This is a genomic window from Paraburkholderia sp. GAS333 (assembly GCF_050435665.1).
Taxonomy (GTDB): Bacteria; Pseudomonadota; Gammaproteobacteria; order Burkholderiales; family Burkholderiaceae; genus Paraburkholderia; species Paraburkholderia fungorum_A.
Genome location: NZ_JBNDKS010000001.1, coordinates 1,117,843 through 1,133,803 on the forward strand (window position 1 = coordinate 1,117,843; position 15,961 = coordinate 1,133,803).

Below are 15,961 nucleotides of genomic sequence, written 5' to 3' on the forward strand. Positions count from 1 at the left end.
GGGCCTATGCCGTTCGAAATGGGTTGTGCGCACGGCTTTATATCACGAAAATAGCTGGATTCGGACTAGCAGAATCCTTGATCGCACCGCCCAGCGGGCTGCCGAGCGCTGAAAACGCCCTGTAAGCCGCTGATTCGCAAGCGTCTTTACGAAAAAATATCTCATGCCGCGCCCCCTTTCAGCCACGATTCACACCGCCGCACTCGCCAATAATCTTGCTGTTGCCCGCCGCTACGCGCCGAAATCCAAAATCTGGGCCGTCGTCAAGGCAAACGCGTACGGGCATGGCCTCGCACGCGCGTTTCCCGGTTTGCGAGCAACCGACGGCTTTGGATTGCTCGACCTCGAAGAAGCGGTGAAGTTGCGTGAATTGGGCTGGGCCGGCCCGATTCTTTTGCTTGAAGGCTTCTTTCGTCCGACCGATATCGACGTGATCGATCGTTACAGCCTGACCACCGCGCTGCATTCGGACGAACAGTTGCGCATGCTGGAAATGGCACGGCTGTCCAAACCCGTCAACATCCAGTTGAAGATGAACACCGGCATGAACCGGCTCGGCTACACGGTCGAGAAATTCCGCTCGGCGTGGGAGCGGGCGCGCGCCTGCCAGGGCGTCGGCCAGATTACGCTGATGACCCATTTTTCCGACGCCGACGGCGAGCGCGGCATCGCGTATCAGATGGAAGCCTTCGAGCGCGGCGCGCAGGGCATTGCGGGCGCGCGCAGCCTGTCCAACTCGGCGGCCACGTTGTGGCATCCGGGCGCGCATTTCGACTGGGTGCGGCCGGGGATCATTTTGTATGGCGCATCGCCGTCGGGCGTGACGGCGGCAGTGGCCGGCACCGGCTTGCAGCCGGCCATGACGCTCACGTCCGAACTGATCGCCGTGCAGACGCTCAGCGAAGGCAGTACGGTGGGCTACGGCTCGGCGTTCAAGGCGCGCGGGTCGATGCGGATCGGCGTGGTCGCGTGCGGTTATGCGGACGGCTATCCGCGAGTCGCGCCGGAAGGCACGCCGGTGATCGTCGACGGGGTGCGCACGCGGATCGTCGGGCGCGTTTCGATGGACATGCTCACCGTCGATCTGACGCCGGTTCCGACCGCCAATATCGGCTCGCGCGTGGAGCTTTGGGGCGCCGCGCTGCCGATCGACGACGTCGCGCAGGCGTGCGGCACGATCGGCTATGAGTTGATGTGCGCAGTCGCGCCGCGCGTGCCGGTGCGCGCGGAGTAACGCCTGCGGGTGCCGGGCCCGTGCTCGACGAGTAAGGAAAGCGTCGGGCCGGGTTTGCACAAAGCGGCGTGGCAGTCGCAAATGCGGCGCGGCGTGTTGCGGTTGCTGCGCGAACTGCGGCGGTGACAGCAGGTTGCGCAGCTTCGTTTCCGCTTCTGGCGGCGCGGCTGCAGCCGGTTAGGACTAGAAGCCCGCTATCGGCTCGGCGAGTAGCCGCTTGGGCAACCGTCAGCTTTCCCACCCGCTTTCCCCACTTTTTTTCCGAAGCTCGACGAATCGGCCCAATGCGACCGGTCCATCGAACATATCGATCCCACGAACACCAACAGGCAACACAGGCAATCACGCGTGGCTAAACCGAAGACCTTGTACATCTGCAGTGAATGCGGCGGCCAGTCGCCGAAATGGGCCGGACAGTGCCCGTCATGCCAGGCGTGGAACACGCTGGTCGAGTCGGTCGCTGAGGCGCCGTCCACGCATCGCTTCCAGTCGCTCGCGAAAAGCGCGCCGGTGCGTCGGCTCGCCGATATCGAGGCATCCGACGTGCCGCGCTTCTCCACCGGCGTCAGCGAGTTCGACCGTGTGCTGGGCGGCGGCCTGGTGCCGGGCGGCGTGGTGCTGATCGGCGGCGATCCGGGGATCGGCAAATCGACGCTGCTGCTGCAATCGCTCGCCGAAATTGCCGCCGATAAACGCGCGCTCTACATCAGCGGCGAAGAATCGGCTGCGCAGATCGCGTTGCGCGCACAACGGCTTTCGCTGCTCGAACCCGGTTCGAAAGCGAGCGAACTGCAATTGCTCGCCGAAATCCAGCTCGAAAAAATTCAGGCGACGATCGCCGATCACAAACCCGACGTCGCGGTCATCGACTCGATCCAGACCGTCTATTCCGATGCGCTGACCTCCGCGCCCGGCTCGGTCGCGCAGGTGCGCGAGTGCGCCGCGCAATTGACGCGGATCGCCAAGCAGTCGGGCACGACCATCATCATGGTCGGCCACGTGACGAAAGAGGGCGCGCTGGCCGGCCCGCGCGTGCTCGAACACATCGTCGATACGGTGTTGTACTTCGAGGGCGACACGCACTCGTCGTACCGCCTCGTGCGCGCGATCAAGAACCGCTTTGGCGCGGTCAACGAACTCGGCGTGTTCGCGATGACGGAGCGCGGTTTGCGCGGCGTGGCGAATCCTTCGGCGCTGTTTTTGTCGCAGCACGAACAGTCGGTGCCCGGTTCCTGTGTGCTGGTCACGCAGGAGGGCACGCGTCCGTTGCTGGTCGAAGTCCAGGCGCTCGTGGATGCCTCCAACGCGCCGAATCCGCGTCGGCTCGCGGTCGGCCTCGAACAGAACCGCCTGGCGATGTTGCTGGCGGTCCTGCACCGGCATGCCGGTATTGCCTGTTTCGATCAGGATGTGTTTCTGAACGCGGTGGGCGGCGTGAAGATCACCGAACCCGCCGCCGATCTGGCCGTTCTGCTCGCGATCCACTCGTCGCTGCGCAACAAGCCGCTGCCGAAAGGCCTCGTGGTGTTCGGCGAAGTCGGCCTCGCGGGCGAAATCCGACCGTCTCCGCGCGGTCAGGAGCGTCTGAAGGAAGCCGCCAAACTGGGCTTCTCGGTCGCTGTGATTCCGAAGGCCAACGCGCCCAAACAGCCGATTGAAGGCTTACAGGTCGTTGCGGTCGAGCGGATCGAACAGGCTATCGACCGGGTTCGTACGCTTGAATAGGCGGGGTGAGGGCTCCTGCGGGCGCCTTGCGCGCTGTAATGACCGGTAAAGATCTCCATATTGGTTGTAACCTGAATGGCAATCCTTTTTCCTAAGCTGCGAGGGTAAGCATCCCTTCTGATGCCTGAAAAAGGATCGCGCCTTGAAACAGTCATATCAAACCGTAGCCGAGCGGCCAATACAGGTACGTGGCTGCCGGGTCTCCGAACCGATTCGCCAGCCTTGGGGCGGCGCTTGCCGGATTGTCGAGTGGATCAACACGGCGGGGCAGATATCGCGCCGGGTCGTGGCCGAAGACGCCACCGCCGCCGAGGTGCGCGCCACGATCAACCGTCACGTGGAAGGCCGCAAGCACGTGCTGTACGACGATGAAAAAACGCCGCGTCAGACGCTGCCGAGACAGACGGTGGCGAGGCGGTGAGGTTGAGGGGGGCTGTGTCGTAGGCTTTCTACGTGATGCCCTTCGGGAATTTTTTTCTCTCTGGACGCGCGTGGCGAGCGCTTCCTGCATTCATCTCACGCAATCGCCGCGACCGCGCGTTCAGCCGGTCGGGCGCGTTAGCCCATCACGCCATCGTCTTCGTCCGCGTTATCGTCCGGCACCAAATAAGCCTGCGGATTAAACAGCGGATGCCGCGCGGCTTCCTCCGCCGTCAGTACCGGCGTAACGCAGCAATCGACCGGCTCCAGCAGCAGCACCCATTCGTCCAGCGGACGCTTGCCGATCACGTCGGCCAGTTCCTGCGTGAGCGCAACGGCGTCCGGGCCGCCAATGGCCTGACCGAGGCTCCAGTGACGCGTCGCCCACTCGGGACGGTCGAGCGCCATGCACAGCGTTTCCCAGAACTTCAGTTCGAGCGCGCCGACCGCGAGCCAGCGGTTATCGAACGTGCGGTACAGGTTGTAGCAGGGCACGCCACCGTTCAGCAGACCCGTGCCGACCGGCGGCGCGGCGCCTTCGTTGACCAGCGCGACCTGCGCGACGAGGTTGTGCGCATGCGTGGCGTGTGTCATCGAGACATCGACGAAACGGCCTTCGCCGCCGCGCGACACGTGCCATAGCGCGGCGAGAATCTGCGTGACCGCGCTCAGCGCCCCGCCGAGCAGGTCGGCAATCTGGAAATTGGGCAGGATGGGCGCGCCGTCGCGGCTTGCCAGTTGATCGAGCACGCCCGCATAACCGATGTAGTTCAGGTCGTGTCCGGCGCGGTCGGCGAACGGGCCGCTCGCGCCATATCCGCTGATCGCGCAGTAGACGAGCCGCGGATTGACCGCGCGCAGCGTCTCGTAGCCGATGCCCAGCCGCTCCATCACGCCTGGCCGGAAGCTCTCGATCAGCACGTCCGCTTCGGCCGCGAGCGCGCGCAGCACATTACGTCCGGCGGCGGATTTGAGATCGAGGCGCGTCTCGCGCTTGCCGCGATTCACCAGCCGGTAGAACGCGCCGGGGCGACCGGCGACACGGTCGCTGGACGACTGCATCATCGTGCGGGTCGGGTCTCCCGCGCCGGGCGCTTCGATTTTCAGCACGTCGGCGCCGAGTTCGGCCAGTCGCAGCGCGGCAACCGGACCGGGTAGCAGACGGGTCAGGTCGAGCACCCGCAACCCTTGCAGTGCCGGCGGCGGCACCGTCACTGCCGGAGAAGCCGGTGATTCCGTCGAAGGGTCCGGTGAAGCCGAAGAATCCGATGCCCCGAATGATGATGTTGCAGATGACAAAGCCAACCTCTCGTCGGTGCCGGCGCGGGCCATAAACAGCGTGCCGCTAGCCGATTTGTTCGAGTTCCTCGTGAATCTCGAGCCATTCGGCTTCGAGCACTTCGAGGCGCGCGTTCACATCTGCCTGACGGCGGATTGCTTCCGTCAGTTTGCTTTTCTGCTCGGGCTCGTAACTCGCCGGATCGACGACGAACGCATCGAGCGTCGTTTTCTCGGTGTTGAGCGAGTCCATTTCCTTCTCGATCTTCGTGATGCGGCTTTGCAGCGGCTTCTTCAGATGCGCGAGTTTCTGACGCGTTTCCGCTTCGAGCCGACGCTGTTCCTTGCGGTTCACGCCATTGTCGGCGTTGCCGTCGGCGCTGTTGGCCGCCGCGGTACCCGCCTTGAGCGCCGCACGCTGGTCGGCTGCGTGTTGCAGCAGCCAGTCGCGGTAATCGTCGAGATCGCCGTCGAATTCCTGCAGACGATGTTTGGCGACCAGCATGAACTGATCGGTCGTGGCGCGCAGCAGGTGCCGGTCGTGCGACACCAGAATCAGGGTGCCCTCGAACTGCGCAAGCGCCATGGTCAGCGCGTGACGCGTTTCGAGATCCAGGTGGTTGGTCGGCTCGTCGAGCAGCAACAGGTTCGGCTTTTGCCAGATGATCAACGCGAGCGCGAGACGCGCCTTTTCGCCGCCGGAAAAAGGCGCGATTTTCGCCGTCGCCATTTCGCCGGAAAAGTTGAAGCTGCCGAGGAAGTCGCGCAACTCCTGCTCGCGCGTGTCGGGTGCGAGACGCGCGAGGTGCTGCAGCGGGGTGTCGTCGGCGCGCAGCGTTTCGAGCTGATGCTGCGCGAAGTAGCCGATGCGCAGCCCCTTGCCTTCGCGGACGTGGCCGCCGAGCGCTTCGAGCGTGCCGGCGAGCGTCTTGATCAGCGTCGATTTGCCCTGACCGTTCGCGCCGAGCAGGCCGATGCGCTGACCGTTCTGGATCGACAGCATCACGCGATCGACGATCGGAATCTCGACGCCGTCTTCGCCGTGATAACCGCAGCGCACGTTTTCCATCACCATCATCGGATTCGGCGCCGAATCGGGCGTGCGGAACTCGAACGTGAACGGCGACGCGGCATGAGCCGGCGCGATCAGTTCCATCTTTTCGAGCGCCTTCACGCGGCTCTGCGCCTGACGCGCCTTGGTGGCCTGCGCCTTGAACCGGTTGATGTAGCTCTGCAGATGCTCCACCGTGCGCTGCTGCTTTTCATACGCGCTCTGCTGCAGCGCGATTTGCTGCGCGCGCAGTACTTCGAATTGCGAGTAGTTGCCACCGTAACGCTTGATCTGCTGGTGCTCCAGATGCAGCGTGACGCTGCAGACCGAATCGAGGAATTCGCGGTCGTGCGAGATCACGACCAGCGTGCCCGGATAGCGGTGCAGCCAGTCTTCGAGCCAGACGATCGCGTCGAGATCCAGGTGATTGGTCGGTTCGTCGAGCAGCAGCAGGTCGGAACGGCACATCAGCGCCTGCGCCAGATTCAGCCGCATGCGCCAGCCGCCGGAGAAACTGCTGACCGGCTCGCGCGTTTGTTCGAGCGTGAAGCCGAGGCCGAGCAGCAACGCTTCGGCGCGCGCGGGCGCGGTATAGCCGTCGGCATCGGCGAAGGCAGCGTGCGCTTCGCCTTCGGCCGCGCCGTCGTGCGCGGCCGATGCTGCGGCAATACGCGCCTCGATGGCACGCAACGCGGCGTCGCCGTCGAGCGTGTAGGCGAGGGCGGTTTTATCCGCGGCGGGCGTTTCCTGCGCGACGTGGGCGATCTGCCAGTTGGGCGGGATCGAAAAATCGCCGCCGTCCGCGTGCAGTTCGCCGAGCAGCACGGCAAACAGCGTCGACTTGCCCGCGCCGTTCGCCCCCACGAGGCCGGCTTTCTCGCCGGGGTTGAGGGTGAACGTGGTGTTGTCGAAGAGCGGCTTGGTGCCGCGCGCGAGGCTGAACTGGTTAAAGCGGATCACGAAGAGGCCGGCTGAAGAAAACCGCTATTTTAGACTGCCGGGCGTGACACCGGGCGCTCAGTCGGGATCGGCCATTCGGCCGACTGTTCTGGCGCGGCTTTTGGCATAGACTGACGGCTTTCACGGGGAGAGCACATGACATCGATTTATTCGTTTTCGGCACGTACGCTCGGCGGCGAGGAAGTGAGCCTCGAGCAGTATCAAGGCAAGGTTTTGCTGATCGTCAACACGGCCAGCGAATGCGGATTCACGCCGCAGTATGCGGGCTTGCAGAAGCTGTTCGATGGCTACGCGGCGCGCGGTCTCACGGTGCTCGGCTTTCCGTGCAACCAGTTCGGCAAGCAGGAGCCGGGCGATGCCGGGCAGATCGGCAGTTTCTGCGAAAAGAATTACGGCGTGACGTTTCCGATGTTCGACAAGATCGACGTGAACGGCGCGAACGCGCATCCGTTGTTCCGCTATCTGACGGAAGAGGCGCCGGGCTTGCTGGGACTCGAAGGAATCAAGTGGAATTTCACCAAGTTCCTGATTGCACGCGACGGCAGCGTGGTGAAGCGCTATGCGCCGCTGACGAAGCCCGAGGCGATTGTCGAGGATATCGAGAAGTTGCTTTGAAGGGACTTTGAGATTGCTGCAAGCCGAGGCGGCCGGCAACGCTTTTGTATCTATCTGCAGTCGTGCAGATCGCGTCGAATCCGGCGTGGTGCGAGGCGGCTGAGCGGCGTCGATCAGGTATCGATGCCGCGTATCAACGCTGCGTGTAGATCCGTTGAATCTGGACGATCTGCCAACGGTTGTTGAGCGAGCGTCACGGCAACCACCGCGCGGCGCCGTTCAACATTCAGTGGCTACGTACTGCCGCGCAATCGCTGAAACAGCCACCGCACAGCTCAAAGAATCGGCGCGAAAAGCCGCGCGACATGCATCAGCACGCGCTTGAACGCGCTGGCCTGCCGGTACTCGTTGCGGTCGATTTCGAGCGACTGGGCGAAGTCGTTCAGCAGCATCGTTTCGACCTCCTGCGCGAAGCCTCGGTCGACGGTCAGCACCATGATCTCGAAGTTCAACCGGAACGACCGGTTGTCGAGATTCGCGCTGCCGATCGCTGCAGCGACGCTATCGATGAGAATCACCTTCTGGTGCAGAAAACCCGGCTGGTAGCGGAAAATCCGGATGCCCGCGCGCAGCGAATCGTATGCGTACAGCTTCGACGCGGCAAAGACCACCAGATGGTCCCGGCGGCTCGGAATCAGAATGCGCACGTCCACGCCGCGCAGCACGGCGAGCCGCAACGCTGAGAACACTGCTTCGTCGGGCACGAGATAGGGCGTGGTGATCCAGATCCGCTCGCGCGCCGCGTTGATCGCTTCGACGAAAAAGAGCGAGCAGGTTTCCTGTTTGTCAGCCGGACCGCTCGGCACGACCAGGCAGTGCATGCTTTGAGCGCCCAACGGATCGACCGGCGCCGCTGCCGGCATGTCGAATTCGGGCAACTGCTGCGTCGCCCAGTGCCAGTCTTCGGTGAACACGAACTGGATACTGGCGACCGCTGGTCCGCGCACCTCGATATGCGTATCGCGCCACGGCGAAAGCGGCGGCTTGCCGCCGAGATACTCGACGCCTACGTTGTGTCCGCCGACAAACGCGCGTTCGCCATCCACGGAAACGATTTTGCGGTGATTGCGAAAGTTCAGTTGCAGCCGGTTGACGAAGCGGCGATTAGTCGCGAACGGATGCGTCTCGACACCACCCGCACGCAGTGCCGCCACGTAGCGGTGCGGCAGATCGAAACTGCCGATGCTGTCGTACAGAAAATAGACGCGCACGCCTTGCTGTGCCTTGGCGATCAGCGCGTCTCTGAGCATCTCGCCGAGCGCATCGTCGCGGACGATGAAGAACTGCACGATCACGTAGTGACGCGCGCTCTCGATTGCCTCGAAGATCGCCTCGAAGGTCGCTGCGCCGTTCACGAGGGTTCGCACGGAATTGCCGGGCAGGAACGGCATGCCGCCCAGACGCGTCAGCGAATGCACGAGCCTGACGCCGAGTTGTTGTGTGGGCAGTCCCGCCGAAGACGACTGCGTGTCCCATTCCGGCGGATGCGCGCGGGTGCGCAGCAGTTCGTTTTCGACGCGACGGGCATCCGCGTAACCGGCGAATTTGCTGCGACCGAGGAACAGGTAAGGCACCAGCGTCAGATAAGGCATCGCGACCAGCGACACGGCCCACGCAATCGCGCCCTGCGAGGTGCGCGTATTCAGAATCGCGTGACACGCCGCGACCATGCCGAGGATATGGGCAAGGGCGACCAGCGGGCCGACGTGAAGCAGGTCGAATTGCATAGGCGGGCGAAGGGTTGGCGAAGCGCTGCATGTCCCCGCCGATGACGCGGCGGGCAGGCGCTCATCTTACCGAACGCGGGTGGGTTGGGGTGCCGTTGTGCGCGGGCTTCGTGGTTTTGGGTGCGCGCGGGGATGCCGATGGGCGACGCAAAGACCGTTCCGCGATTGGGTGAGACGGAGGGGCGGGGGTCTTGAAACGAGAGGGGGAGTTCGATAACCGCATGCTGAAGGCGGCCACGCGTGCAAGCCAGAGCAAGCCACAAGCGCGGCTTGGCCACCTGCCGGAAGCGACTGCGTCATGCGGCAGTCAGGTTATGTAGGTCCACGCAACGCCCGTGAACCCACACCCCAGTCACGCCCCCTACAACACGCCGCGACATGCCGCACGCAGCAAAAAACCGCGCGCGCCATGCCGCAAACAGGAACAGCAAAAACCTCAAACCGGCAAGTCAGCGGCTTGAATCAGGAACACGTTGTCGTCGCCGGCGCTGGTCGAGAGCCATACCAGATCCAGGCCGCCGAACGCCGCTTCGACGTTTTCGCGTTCATTGCCGATTTCGACTACGAGCACGCCGTCTTCGGTCAGCCAGTTGCGCGCGTCGGCGATGATCCGGCGCACGATATCCATGCCGTCCGCACCGCCCGCCAGCGCCATATCCGGCTCGTGTTTGTATTCGGCGGGCAATTCCTGCATCGACGTCGCGTTCACGTACGGCGGATTGGTGATGATCACGTCGTAGCGGCGCTCGGCGAGCGGCGCATACAGATCGCCTTCGAACAGCGCAATACGGTCGTCGAGCTTGTAATCCATCACGTTGCGCGTGGCGACTTCCAGCGCGGGCGCGGAGAGATCGACGGCGTCGATATCGGCGTTCGGGAACGCGTGCGCGGCGAGAATCGCGAGGCAACCGGAGCCGGTGCACAGTTCGAGCACCGCGCTGACCTGTTCGGGATCTTCGACGTAAGGCTGCAAACCGTCCTGCAGCAATTCGCCGATGAACGAGCGCGGCACGATCACGCGCTCATCGACGTGAAAGCGGAAACCGTGCATCCACGCTTCCTGCGTGATGTACGCGGCCGGCACGCGTTGCGTGGCGCGGCGCTCGATCACGTTCAGCACGGCGTCGATTTCGGCCGCGCTCAACCGTGCGTCGAGAAACGGCTCCAGCAGATCGAGCGGCAGGTGCAGCGTGTGCAGCACCAGATAAGCCGCTTCGTCGTAGGCATTGGCCGAGCCATGACCGAACGACAGTTCAGCCTGGTTAAAGCGCGACACCGCAAAACGCAGCAGGTCGCGGACGGTAGAAAACGGGAGCGTCATCGCAAATAGTCCTTGTTCAGGCGATCAGTTGTTCGAGCACGCGGCGATACACGTTCTTCAGCGGCTCGATGTGTGCGACTTCGATATGTTCGTCGATCTTGTGGATGCTGGCGTTCAGCGGCCCGAATTCGATCACCTGCTCGCAGATGCGCGCGATGAAGCGGCCGTCCGACGTGCCGCCGGTGGTCGACAGTTCGGTCGTGACGCCGGTTTCGTCCTTGATGGCTTTCGCCAGCGCGTTCGACAGATCGCCGCGCGGCGTCAAGAACGGCAGCCCGCTCACGTTCCAGTGCAGATCGTATTCGAGGCCGTGTTTGTCGAGAATTGCATGCACGCGGGCCTGCAAACCTTCGACCGTGCTGGCCGTCGAGAAGCGGAAATTGAACATCACGTCCGCATGACCGGGGATCACGTTGGTCGCGCCCGTGCCGCTATGAATGTTCGACACCTGCCACGTGGTAGGCGGGAAGTATTCGTTGCCGTTGTCCCAGCTTTCAGCGACCAGCTCGGCCAGTGCGGGCGCGAGCAGATGCACCGGATTTTTCGCCAGATGCGGATAGGCGATATGTCCTTGCACGCCCTTGACGATCAGCTTGCCGGACATCGAACCGCGCCGGCCGTTCTTCACCATGTCGCCGAGTTGCGCGCTCGACGTCGGCTCGCCGACGATGCAGTAGTCCATCCGCTCGCCGCGTTCCTGCAACGCTTCGACGACCTTGATGGTGCCGTCGGTGGCCGGGCCTTCTTCGTCACTCGTGATCAGGAACGCGATCGAGCCGCGATGCGCGGGATGCGCGGCGACGAATTCCTCGCTCGCGACCACGAAGCCCGCGATCGACGCCTTCATGTCCGCCGCGCCGCGGCCGTACAGCTTGCCGTCGCGCTGGGTCGGCTCGAACGGCGCCGAGTGCCATTGTTCGAGCGGGCCGGTGGGCACGACGTCGGTGTGTCCGGCGAACGCGAGCAGCTTGCCCGCGGTGCCGTCGACGCCGCGTTTGACGGCCCACAAATTGGTCACGCCGTTCGATTCGATCGTCTCGTGCTCGAAGCCGATCGCGGACAGACGTTCGATCAGGAGGCGCTGGCAATGCTGGTCGTCGGGCGTCACGGACGCGCGTGCGATCAGTTGTTCGGTAAGGGCGAGGGTGCCGGACATGGATTCAGTACAAGCCACTTTGAAATGAAAAAATGCCGGCTGGCGGTGCAGCACCGCAGCCGGCAACAGCTTTTAATCGACGCGGCGAGGCCGCGTTCTGCTTCTTGTTGCTGACCGGTTCCGATCGCGGAGCCTGATGCCAGTGCTGGCGTTCGGGTCCGCGCGCCGGGTCCAGCGTATTGCGTTCAATGCGTGTCAGCACACCGTGCTGGTGGACGCCGCGTTCGCGGCATCCACGAGATTACGCTCATGCAACTAGCTGAATGAACGCAATGCCGTTCGCGCTCATTCCTGCTGCTTTGCGTCGCTGCATGGCGGGCGTTCACCACGCCAGAGCACCGCGCGTGCCAACACCCAGACTCAGGCAAACAGCGCCGTGTACTCGTCCGCGGAAAAACCGAGCGATTTGACCCGCCCGTTCACCACCAGCACTGGCCGCTTGATCACCGACGGCTTGTGGATCATCAACGCGATTGCGCCCGGCTGGGTTTCCGCCGCCGCTTTCATGTCGTCGGACAGGCCACGCCAGGTGGTGCCGCGACGGTTCAGCAGCGCGTCGAGCTTCACGTCTTTCAGCCAGTCCTGCACGAGCGGTTCGGTCACGCCGTGCTTCTTGAAGTCGTGAAACTCGAACTCGACGCCGTGCTCTTCCAGCCACACGCGGGCTTTCTTCACGGTGTCGCAGTTCGGGATGCCGTAGACGACGGTTTTGGTGCCGCGCGCCATCAGTCGCCTCGCAGCAGCTCGTTCAGGCCGACCTTCGCGCGGGTCTTCGCGTCCACCTTCTTGACGATCACCGCGCAGTACAGGCTGTGCGAGCCGTCTTTCGACGGCAGGTTGCCCGCCACCACCACCGAGCCCGCCGGAATGCGGCCATACGTGACCGAACCGGTTTCGCGGTCGTAAATCTTGGTGCTCTGGCCGAGGTACACGCCCATCGAGATCACCGAGTTTTCTTCGACGATCACGCCTTCGACCACTTCCGAACGCGCGCCGATAAAGCAGTTGTCTTCGATGATGACCGGGTTCGCCTGCAGCGGCTCCAGCACGCCGCCGATGCCCACGCCACCCGACAGGTGGACGTTCTTGCCGATCTGCGCGCACGAACCGACGGTCGCCCACGTATCGACCATCGTGCCTTCGTCGACGTACGCGCCGATGTTGGTGTACGACGGCATCAGCACGACATTCTTCGCGATGAACGAGCCACGGCGCGCGATAGCGGGCGGCACCACGCGGAAGCCGCCGGCAGCGAAGTCTTCAGCGGTGTAGTTCGCGAACTTCGACGGCACCTTGTCGTAGAACTGGCTGTAACCGCCAGCCGGCATCGGTGCGTTGTCTTCGAGGCGGAACGACAGCAGCACGGCCTTTTTCAGCCACTGATTGACGACCCAGTCGCCGTCCTTCTTTTCGGCGACGCGCAGCACGCCCTTGTCCAGTTGTTCGATTGCATGGGCGACGGCTTCGCGCACGTCGGCCGGAGCGGCCTTCGGCGACAGTTCGGCGCGGTTTTCCCAGGCGGTGTCAATGATCTGCTGAAGTTGTTGCGACATATGCGTGTTTTCTGAAGAGTTGAAGGCTGAAGAAGGAGATGCGGCGCGGCGGGAGCTGTCGCGCCAACGGTCGAGGTGAACCCTCAAACCGTTGGCCCGGCTAACTCAACTGGCCTGGCCCGCAAGCTTGCGGCAAAAATCGACGATCCGCTGAACACCTTGCGTGCATTCGTCGACGTCCGCGACCAGCGCGAGGCGCACGAAATTGCGGCCGGGGTTCACGCCGTGCGCAGTACGCGCGAGGAACGAGCCCGGCAGAACCGTCACATTATAGTCGGCGTAGAGGCGCTGGGCGAACTCGGTGTCCGACAGGCCGGTGCGCGACACGTCGGCCCACAGGTAGAACGCGGCGTCCGGCAGACGCACGTCGAGCACTTCCGCGACCATCGGCGTGACGGTCGAGAACTTCTGCACGTACTTCGCGCGGTTGTCGCGCACGTGCGTCTCGTCGTTCCACGCGGCGATGCTGGCGGTCTGGAATACCGTCGACAAAGCTGCGCCGTGGTACGTGCGGTACAGCAGGAAATCTTTCAGGATCGCCGCGTCGCCCGCGACGAAGCCCGAGCGCATGCCCGGCACGTTCGAGCGCTTGGACAGGCTCGACAGCATCACGAGCCGCTCGAAGCCGCGGCCCAGTTTGTGCGCCGCTTCCAGGCCGCCGAGCGGCGGATTCGCTTCGTCGAAATAGATTTCGGAGTAGCACTCGTCCGACGCAATCACGAAGCCATAACGGTCCGACAGCGCGAACAGTTCGCGCCAGTCATCGAGCGTGAGTACCGCGCCGGTCGGGTTGCCCGGCGAGCACACGTACAGCAGCTGCGTGCGCGCCCAGATGGCTTCCGGCACTGCCGAATAGTCGCAGGCGAAATTGCGCGCCGGGTCGCTATTGACGAAATACGGCTGCGCGCCGGACAGAATCGCCGCGCCTTCGTAGATTTGGTAGAACGGGTTCGGACAGAGTACGATCGCAGGCTCACCGTCAGCATTGCGCTTCGGGTCCACCACCGTCTGCGCGAGCGCGAACAGCGCTTCGCGCGAGCCCGATACCGGTAGGACTTCAGTGAGCGGATCGACCGGCGGCAGGTTGTAGCGTTGCGTCACCCAGTTTGCAATCGACTCGCGCAACGGCGCCGAGCCGAGCGTGGCCGGATACGCGGCCAGGCCGCCGAGCGAATCCACCACGGCGTCGCGGATCAGCGCGGGCGTGGGATGTTTCGGCTCGCCGATGCCGAAGCTGATATGCGAAAGACCGGCTGGCGGCGTGACGTCCGCGAAAAGCAGGCGCAGCTTTTCGAACGGATAGGACTGGAGGGAATCGAGTAACGGGTTCACTGGATGGATCGAGCCTGATCGAAGAGGGCGCAGAACGGATGCAGGAAGAAGCTGGGCACGCGCGCTGGCGGCGAAGCGCTGACATGCCTGAAATACGGTAGACAGATGCGCTAGACACGCTGGCAGCGGCGGCGAACGAAGAATTATAGCGTGGGCGGCTTGCGTTCGCGGGCGTGCAGGGTTCGATGGCCGGTTGGCGAACCAGCTTGAAGGATGGCGGAAGATCGGCGGAAGGTAATGGCCGCCATGAAATGCAGTGTCGAATGAACGCAGAGCGCCGCCCCCGAGACGGCGCAACCCGCCAGGCGGCGCATTCAATGCGTTGCAGCGGGAACGACGCGAACCGCCGACGGTTCGCGCAAAAAGAAGCAGGAGCAGCAATGGTTGCAGCAGTCCCGGAGACAGCCGGACACAGCAGGCGCAAGAGCGCCGCGGTCCGCGAGAACGATGCCATGAGCGCAAACAACGAGAACGTGACGAACAGAGCGGCCGCGTCTGGCGTCAACGGCACACCACCCAGACCAGGCTCGCCCGGAGCAGCGAAATCCTTCGCCCGGAGTGCCAAACCATGACCAACTGGCTTCGCAACGGCTGGCCGACGCTCGCGATCATGCTGGGCGCTTCGGTGTGGGGAATGATCTGGTATCCGCTACGCATGCTGGCGGCGCTCGGCGTCACCGGCACGGCGGCGAGCGCGCTGACGAGTGCAGCCGGTTGCCTGTTCGTGCTGCTGGTGCGGCATCGTGCGATCAGAACGGTGCGCTGGCATTGGCTCCTGCCCGCGCTCGCGCTGGCGGCGGGCATCACCAATCTCGGCTTTGTCTGGGGCTCGATCCACGGCCAGGTGATGCGCGTGCTGCTGCTGTTCTATCTCACCCCTGCGTGGACCGCGCTGTTCGCGCATTTCATCCTGCACGAACGCCTGACCTGGGCGGGCGCGGGTCTCGCCGCGCTGTCGCTGGCCGGTGCGATGACCATGCTGTGGTCGCCGCAACTCGGCATTCCGGTGCCCGGCAACCTCGCCGAATGGGCGGGTCTCGCGGGCGGCATGGGTTTCGCGATGAGCAACGTGCTGATCCTCAAGACCAGCCGCGTGTTGCCGGAAATGAAACCGGAAATGCGCACGGCGACGATCTTCGGCGGCGCAGCGCTTTTCAGCGCGTGCGCGTCGCTGTTCGAAGCCATGCCCGCACCGCCCACCGGCGCCCATCTCGGCACGGCCGCGTGGCTCGTGCTCGGCCTCGGTTTTTTGCTGGCGTCGAACAATATGCTCGTGCAGTACGGGCTGTCGCGCGTGCCGGCCAACCGGGCGTCGATCATCATGCTGTTCGAGATCGTCGTCACGGCGTTGTCCGCGTGGCTGTTCGCCGGAGAGATGCCGGGTCCGCGCGAATGGGCCGGCGGCGTATGCATCGTGCTGGCGTCGGCGTTGTCGAGCTGGGTCCACCGGACCCGCGCCGTGCCGCCCGATCCGCCTGCCCAGGACCCGGGTTCGTCCGCCGAACCCGATGCCGATGACAAGGGCGTGAAGCAAGACCGTAAGGGCGGTAAGAATCGCTCACGCGCGATGGTATGATTGCCCCTCATTA

Annotated in this window: 13 protein-coding genes; 5 read left to right on the top strand and 8 right to left on the bottom strand. The window is 63.9% G+C overall.

Features of this window, described 5'->3' with window-relative positions; genetic code table 11:
- The first annotated feature begins 163 nt into the window (after window positions 1-163).
- The 3 genes from alr to ABH945_RS05080 all read left to right on the top strand — a co-directional run bounded on the left by alr (window position 164) and on the right by ABH945_RS05080 (window position 3,380).
- Window positions 164-1,234 carry an alanine racemase gene (gene alr / locus ABH945_RS05070; RefSeq protein ID WP_074764264.1) on the top strand — a complete coding sequence of 357 codons (1,071 nt, stop codon included), beginning with the start codon at window positions 164-166 and terminating at the stop codon, window positions 1,232-1,234.
- A 348-nt stretch (window positions 1,235-1,582) separates the two neighbouring features.
- The gene (gene radA, locus ABH945_RS05075) at window positions 1,583-2,959 is read left to right on the top strand and encodes a DNA repair protein RadA (RefSeq protein ID WP_074764263.1); all 1,377 of its coding nucleotides are present in this window, start codon (window positions 1,583-1,585) and stop codon (window positions 2,957-2,959) included.
- A 142-nt stretch (window positions 2,960-3,101) separates the two neighbouring features.
- Window positions 3,102-3,380 (top strand): DUF2866 domain-containing protein, encoded by a 279-nt coding sequence (locus ABH945_RS05080; protein WP_074764262.1) that lies wholly within the window; start codon window positions 3,102-3,104, stop codon window positions 3,378-3,380.
- Between the two features lie 137 nt (window positions 3,381-3,517).
- Here the strand turns inward: ABH945_RS05080 and ABH945_RS05085 are convergent, their stop codons facing one another.
- Together ABH945_RS05085 and ABH945_RS05090 are read right to left on the bottom strand one after the other, a co-directional pair.
- On the bottom strand, window positions 3,518-4,573 hold the full coding sequence (locus ABH945_RS05085) for a CaiB/BaiF CoA transferase family protein (protein ID WP_429250367.1): 1,056 nt from the start codon (window positions 4,571-4,573) through the stop codon (window positions 3,518-3,520).
- A gap of 151 nt (window positions 4,574-4,724) precedes the next feature.
- Window positions 4,725-6,668 (bottom strand): ATP-binding cassette domain-containing protein, encoded by a 1,944-nt coding sequence (locus ABH945_RS05090; protein WP_429249899.1) that lies wholly within the window; start codon window positions 6,666-6,668, stop codon window positions 4,725-4,727.
- Between the two features lie 135 nt (window positions 6,669-6,803).
- Between ABH945_RS05090 and ABH945_RS05095 the strand changes: the two genes are divergently transcribed.
- A complete protein-coding gene (locus ABH945_RS05095; RefSeq protein ID WP_429249900.1) occupies window positions 6,804-7,283 on the top strand; it encodes a glutathione peroxidase in 480 nt (159 codons plus the stop codon).
- A 275-nt stretch (window positions 7,284-7,558) separates the two neighbouring features.
- On the opposite strand, the gene cls is transcribed toward ABH945_RS05095, so the two are convergent.
- From cls to dapC, 6 genes are all read right to left on the bottom strand, one after another.
- Window positions 7,559-9,010, bottom strand: coding sequence for a cardiolipin synthase (gene cls, locus ABH945_RS05100; protein WP_429249901.1), 1,452 nt, complete (start codon window positions 9,008-9,010; stop codon window positions 7,559-7,561).
- A gap of 436 nt (window positions 9,011-9,446) precedes the next feature.
- The gene (gene prmB / locus ABH945_RS05105; protein ID WP_074764258.1) at window positions 9,447-10,331 is read right to left on the bottom strand and encodes a 50S ribosomal protein L3 N(5)-glutamine methyltransferase; all 885 of its coding nucleotides are present in this window, start codon (window positions 10,329-10,331) and stop codon (window positions 9,447-9,449) included.
- Window positions 10,332-10,347: 16 nt separating this feature from the next.
- Window positions 10,348-11,487, bottom strand: coding sequence for a succinyl-diaminopimelate desuccinylase (gene dapE, locus ABH945_RS05110; RefSeq protein WP_429249902.1), 1,140 nt, complete (start codon window positions 11,485-11,487; stop codon window positions 10,348-10,350).
- A 360-nt stretch (window positions 11,488-11,847) separates the two neighbouring features.
- Window positions 11,848-12,213, bottom strand: a complete 366-nt coding sequence (locus ABH945_RS05115) for an ArsC family reductase (protein ID WP_074764257.1) — start codon at window positions 12,211-12,213, stop codon at window positions 11,848-11,850.
- The gene (gene dapD / locus ABH945_RS05120; RefSeq protein WP_074764256.1) at window positions 12,213-13,040 is read right to left on the bottom strand and encodes a 2,3,4,5-tetrahydropyridine-2,6-dicarboxylate N-succinyltransferase; all 828 of its coding nucleotides are present in this window, start codon (window positions 13,038-13,040) and stop codon (window positions 12,213-12,215) included. The genes ABH945_RS05115 and dapD overlap by 1 nt, the downstream gene beginning before the upstream one ends.
- 105 nt (window positions 13,041-13,145) lie before the next feature.
- Window positions 13,146-14,372, bottom strand: coding sequence for a succinyldiaminopimelate transaminase (dapC, locus tag ABH945_RS05125; protein ID WP_429249903.1), 1,227 nt, complete (start codon window positions 14,370-14,372; stop codon window positions 13,146-13,148).
- Window positions 14,373-14,940: 568 nt separating this feature from the next.
- On the opposite strand from dapC, the gene ABH945_RS05130 reads away from it, so the two are divergent.
- Window positions 14,941-15,948, top strand: coding sequence for a DMT family transporter (locus ABH945_RS05130; protein WP_429249904.1), 1,008 nt, complete (start codon window positions 14,941-14,943; stop codon window positions 15,946-15,948).
- Window positions 15,949-15,961: the final 13 nt, after the last annotated feature.